Here is a 5,430-nt window from a genome sequence, read left to right on the forward strand (position 1 = left end):
ATTACACTAACTTTTATATTCATGTTTTATCCTTTTTTATTGTTGTAATTGATCAATAATATTTTGCACAAAAAAACCTATGCTTCAATCCTGTAATTGAAACATAGGTTGTAATTTTTATTTATATGATGTATATTATTTTTTACACAATGATAAGTGTCTTGTCTTGTCTTGTCTTGTCTTGTCTTGTCTTGTCTTGTATAATTCATATTTTCAATCCTTTTATTGAGAAAAATTACTCACTAAAATTTTTAGTACTGTCATCAACATGTATTTTCTGCTTATCATAAATTAAAGGAGCAACTTTTTCAAATATTATAAATAATGGAGATGATAATATAACTGTTAATGGAAGACCAACAAGTAGTTCAGCTCTTATTAATACAGCAACATTTGAAAGATCTGAGTATATTGAACTTACTAAAAATAATGCTATAACTTTTATTAAATATCCGATTAAAGTTACAAATATTCCTGCAGCTATTTGTTTTATAAATATTCTGCTGTTGAAAAATCCTACAAAGAAACCAATATTTAAAAATATCATAGCATAAGAACCAAATGTTGCACTGGATACTATATCCTGAAGCAAACCTATTACAAATCCGTAAATCATTCCGTCAAAAGAACCGTATCTAAAAGCTATAAAAGATAAGAAAATTAAAAGCAAATCCGGCTTTGCACCAAGAGATATTCTTATCAAATCATAAGCAGGAGATGATTGTATTAAAAGCAAAATAAGCGAAGTTATAATAACAGTAATAGCTCTTTTCATTCATAAACTCCTATTGAATATTCTGCTCATTAGTATATTGTTCATCTTCATTTTCTTCATTAGCAAGCATAATAATTTCTTGATCTGGTATTTTCTTTATTACATAAACATTTTCTAAAGTTGAAAAATCAACAGAAGGTTCAACATAAAGATCATGGAAAAGACCGTAATTCTTTTTTTCAACTTTGAATATTGTACCAACTAATATGCCTTTTGGAAATACTCCGCCCATACCGCTTGTAACTACTCTTTCTCCCTCTTCAACATCCATTTGTAAATCAATATATTGTAAGTGTGTTTGTGTTGATTTAGGACTTTGACCAACCATTATACCTGTAGTTCTTGAACTTTCCAACATAACGGATATTTGAGATCTTTGGTCAACTAGAGATAGTATTCTGCTGTTATATCTTCTTACTTCAACAACTTTTCCTACAAGTCCCTTATAACCATTTTGATATGATATAACAGGCATTCCTACAACTATTCCATGAGCACTTCCTTTATTTATAACTATTGTAGTATAAAAGTTTTGAGGGTCTTTTGAAACTATTTCAGCGTATTCTAAAGGATATTCATCTGTAGGAGCTTCATTAAGCAGTCCTCTAAGTCTTTCATTTTCAGCACTCAATTGTTCATATTCTAATGCAGCACCGCTTAACTCGGCTATTCTATCTTTTAGTATTTGTACTTGACTTTGAAGTGTAAATATATCAGTAATGCTTGTATAAAGATATACAAAAGCTCTTGAAATACTTTTTGTTGCACTTTGTATAGGATATACTCCAAGAGCATAAATAGATTTTATATCAAATACAAAATTACTTCTATTGAGCACCATAAACATCGCTGCTACTAGATTCAGCGTTATATATAATATAAGAATTTTATGTTTTATAAAAGTTTTCACATTATGAGTATCGGATATATTAATAAAATTTTAGTAATTTTTCCGGTTATGAATATCTTCTATAATTCTTTAAATTTTTAGTTTCTTCTATAAATTTTCCGCAGCCTATAGCCACACAAGTAAGCGGACTCTCAGCAAGAATTACAGGCACCCCGGTTTCCATAGATATTAAATCTGTAAATCCAGGAAGCAGTGAAGTACCGCCGCTCATAACAATACCGCGTTCTACTATATCAGCAGAAATTTCAGGCGGAGTTTGATTAAGTACAGATTTAACTGCCTCTAATATTTCCAATAATATATCAGATATAGCGTCTTTTATTTCAGCACTATTTATTGTCAATGTTTTAGGAAGTCCTGATACAGAGTCTCTTCCTCTAATATCCATAGTTTTTGAAATGTCGCCTTTGTAAGCATGTCCTATATTAATTTTTATTTCTTCAGCAGTTTTTTCACCGATATATAAGTTATGAGTTCTTTGCATGTATTTTATAATAGCATCATCAAGCTCATCGCCGCCTACACGTATAGATGCACTTCTTACCATACTTCCTAAGGAAAGCACTGCAACTTCTGTAGTACCTCCTCCTATTTCTATAATCATATTTCCGTGAGGTTCATTAATAGGCATATCAGCTCCAATAGCTGCTGCTCTTGCCTGTTCTATCAAAAATATTGTTCTAGCTCCAGCCTGCTCGCAGCTTTCTCTAACCGCACGTCTTTCTACTTCTGTAATACCTGTAGGAATACCTATAGCTATTCTAGGCTTAACTAAAGTTCTTTTATTATGCACTTTATTAATAAAGTATCTTATCATTTTTTCTACAGTTTCAAAATCAGCAATAACACCGTCTCTCATAGGTCTTATTGCTGCTATAGAGTTAGGAACTTTACCTAACATTTTTTTAGCGTCATTACCAACTGCTATAACATTTCCAGTGCTTTTTTCTATAGCAACTACTGAAGGTTCTGCTAAAACTATACCTTCTCCTTTTACATATACTAAAGTATTTGCTGTTCCTAAATCAATTCCCATATCACTTGAGAACATATTATATAACCAATTAAACATATTGTTATAATCTCCTTAATGCTTCCATCGCTGGTTTATAAGAATTATCTATTTTCATAGCTTCTCTAAACATTTTTATAGCTTCAGTTTTTCTATTAGTTTCTCTATATAATGTTCCTATACTATAATATAAATCTGGATTTTTGTCATCTATCTCTAATGCCTTTTTATAAAAAAATTCACTTTCTTTATAAAGACCTTGTCTAAAGTATAAATTTCCTAATTTAGAATAACTTTTTACTTCCAAAACTTTATTATCATTAAACTTTCCATCCATTGATGATAATATTTGTATAGCTTTAGTGTAGTCTTTATTTCCCTCATAAGCGTTTGCAAGTTCATAATATAGTTCAGGATTAATAAAATTTCCATCATTTACATTCATTTCTCTTTCTATAGAGTTTTCCAAATATTTAATTGCATCCTGATATAATCCAATTTCATAGCATATTTTAGAAAGTTCTATGGTAGTTGATGTTCTGCTGTCTCCGTTATTTATAGCTTCTATGTAAGAATTGTATGAATCAATATAATATGATTTTCCCAGACTTTTATATCCGTACCCTAATCTTTGATATATAGCATATTTATTTTTAATAAAATTTCCTGTTAATAATAATTGCTTTGCATAACGTATTATATTTTCGCTTGAGGATTTGATAATATCATCTTTATCAGTTCTTATCAGTATATCATAATATAAGTCTATTCCAGTTGTAAGTATATTTTTATCTAAAGGACTTTTTCCATATAATTCATTAAAAATAAAAGAGGCATTGTTATAATCTTCTGAAGCCATATAATCATATACATATTTTAAACGTTTTTTTTGTATATAGTTATTTATAAAAATATAAGCAAGCGTAACACAGCTAAGAACAGCTATTAATGTTATTACAATAATATGTAAACTGATTCTTTTTTCAACATTATATAGATAAGGCATTCTTTATTATATTATCCATTTAATAATTAATTGTTATTTTCAATATTATTAGCAGTATTATTATTGTATAGAGACAGTATTGTTTCCTTTGGATTAGTTAAAGGATCAGGAGATACTATACATAAACCTTCTAATATTACACCATTTTGTATTATAAGTTCAGGTGTTCTGATTTCTCCTAATACTCTGCTTGTAGGCATAAGCATAACTCTATTTTTAGCCTCTATATTTCCAACTATTATACCCTCTATTACAGCAGATGCTGTTTTTATGTTAGATTTAACTTTACCAGTTTGACCTACAAATACATTATCAACTTCAAGCTTTTCACCCTCATAGCAGCCGTCTATTCTTAAAGTTCCGTTTAATGTAAATTCGCCTTTAAAATATGAGCCTTCACCTATAATAGAGTTAGACTCTGCATTTTCATTTTTTCTATTAAACATTAACTAAACTCCTAATTTTTAGTATATACTATGGAATTATTTATATTATTAAATTTGAATTTTGTATCAAGCCCAAACAACGATTCACTGTGTCCTATAAATAAAAAACCATGATCATTTAATATATCATAAAATCTGTTAACTGTAAGTTTAACAGATTCATTATCAAAATATATAAGCACATTCCTGCAAAAAATAACATCCATATTAGACTGACTTCCTCTATGTCTCAAGTTATGATAGTCAAAAGTAATAAGTTTTTTTATATTATTTTTAACAGAATATTCACCGGATGCTAACTTATCAAAATATTTTGCTAAGTATTCTTCCGGTACATTTTCCACCTTATGTGCCTCATATCTTCCTTCTTTGGCGGCAACAAGAGAGTTCAATGATAAATCGCTGGCAAAAATCTTTATATCCGACTCTCTTACCCCTGGAGTTTCCAAACAAGTAATTGCTATAGAGTATGGTTCCTCTCCTGTAGAACATCCGGCACTCCAAATTCTTATCTGTTCTCCCATTTTTTTGTATTTTAAAACTTCTGGTAAAACATAAGTTTTTAACAAATTAAAATTAGGTTCATTTCTAAAGAATTTAGTTAAATTTGTTGTAATGTTATCTAAAAATTTTTTTAACTCTTCTTTGTCAGAAGATACAAGTTTATAAAAGTCCTCTACTTGTTCTATATTTTTCTCTTTCATAGAAGAAGCTATTCTGGACTCTAATATAACTTTATTTATAACACTAAAACAAATTCCGCTTTCTCTATATACAAAATCTTTAAATAGATCAAATTGTCTTTCTGTTAGTTTTAGTTCATTCAAAATAAATTATTCCAAATAAATTAATGAACATTATATAAATTATCTTACTTTTTTGTAAGAACCATTTTAATACGTTCAAGTACTTTTTTTCTATCTAAAGGTTTAGTAATATAGTTTTTAGCACCGGCTAAAAGAGCTTTTTTTACCATATCTTCTTTACCTAAAGCACTAACCATAACAACTCTGGCGTTTTTATCATATTCTATTATTTTAGTTAAAGCTGTAATACCATCCATTTTAGGCATTGTAATATCCATAGTTACTAGGTCAGGTTTGTATTCTTTATACATAAGTACGCCTTCCTCACCATTTTCAGCAGTACCAACTACATTATATTGTTCTGATACAAAAATTTGTTGTAACTGTTTAACTACAAATGCAGAGTCATCTACTATTAGAACTTTGAATGGTTTTCCAAATTCATTTATACCATCAGCTTCTTTTGTATTAATAT

7 protein-coding genes are annotated in these 5,430 nt (G+C 28.8%); all 7 read right to left on the minus strand.

Features of this window, described 5'->3' with window-relative positions; translation table 11 throughout:
• Positions 1 to 235: 235 nt before the first annotated feature.
• Genes mreD through Q0J90_RS09045 form a run of 7 tightly spaced genes read right to left on the minus strand, consistent with a single transcriptional unit; the run spans position 236 to position 5,428 of the window.
• Entirely contained in the window at positions 236 to 775 is a 540-nt protein-coding gene (gene mreD, locus Q0J90_RS09015) for a rod shape-determining protein MreD (RefSeq protein ID WP_297277585.1), read from the minus strand.
• Positions 776 to 785: 10 nt separating this feature from the next.
• Positions 786 to 1,673, minus strand: a complete 888-nt coding sequence (gene mreC / locus Q0J90_RS09020; RefSeq protein ID WP_297277590.1) for a rod shape-determining protein MreC — start codon at positions 1,671 to 1,673, stop codon at positions 786 to 788.
• A 58-nt stretch (positions 1,674 to 1,731) separates the two neighbouring features.
• Positions 1,732 to 2,757, minus strand: coding sequence for a rod shape-determining protein (locus Q0J90_RS09025; RefSeq protein WP_038375237.1), 1,026 nt, complete (start codon positions 2,755 to 2,757; stop codon positions 1,732 to 1,734).
• A 4-nt stretch (positions 2,758 to 2,761) separates the two neighbouring features.
• Positions 2,762 to 3,703 (minus strand): lipopolysaccharide assembly protein LapB, encoded by a 942-nt coding sequence (locus Q0J90_RS09030; RefSeq protein WP_297277586.1) that lies wholly within the window; start codon positions 3,701 to 3,703, stop codon positions 2,762 to 2,764.
• Between the two features lie 26 nt (positions 3,704 to 3,729).
• Complete coding sequence (locus Q0J90_RS09035; RefSeq protein ID WP_297277587.1) at positions 3,730 to 4,149, minus strand: polymer-forming cytoskeletal protein; 420 nt, start codon at positions 4,147 to 4,149, stop codon at positions 3,730 to 3,732.
• A gap of 11 nt (positions 4,150 to 4,160) precedes the next feature.
• Positions 4,161 to 4,976 carry a protein-glutamate O-methyltransferase CheR gene (locus Q0J90_RS09040; RefSeq protein WP_297277588.1) on the minus strand — a complete coding sequence of 272 codons (816 nt, stop codon included), beginning with the start codon at positions 4,974 to 4,976 and terminating at the stop codon, positions 4,161 to 4,163.
• Between the two features lie 44 nt (positions 4,977 to 5,020).
• The gene (locus Q0J90_RS09045) at positions 5,021 to 5,428 is read right to left on the minus strand and encodes a response regulator (RefSeq protein WP_297277589.1); all 408 of its coding nucleotides are present in this window, start codon (positions 5,426 to 5,428) and stop codon (positions 5,021 to 5,023) included.
• Positions 5,429 to 5,430 lie beyond the last annotated feature (2 nt).

The organism is uncultured Brachyspira sp. (assembly GCF_944390595.1).
Classification (GTDB): Bacteria; Spirochaetota; Brachyspiria; order Brachyspirales; family Brachyspiraceae; genus Brachyspira.

Bases quoted from the DNA above. Each gene is read 5' to 3' on its own strand.
- mreD (WP_297277585.1), bottom strand. From the start codon at position 775: ATGAAAAGAGCTATTACTGTTATTATAACTTCGCTTATTTTGCTTTTA.
- Q0J90_RS09025 (WP_038375237.1), bottom strand. From the start codon at position 2,757: ATGTTTAATTGGTTATATAATATGTTCTCAAGTGATATGGGAATTGAT.
- Q0J90_RS09030 (WP_297277586.1), bottom strand. From the start codon at position 3,703: ATGCCTTATCTATATAATGTTGAAAAAAGAATCAGTTTACATATTATT.
- Q0J90_RS09035 (WP_297277587.1), bottom strand. From the start codon at position 4,149: ATGTTTAATAGAAAAAATGAAAATGCAGAGTCTAACTCTATTATAGGT.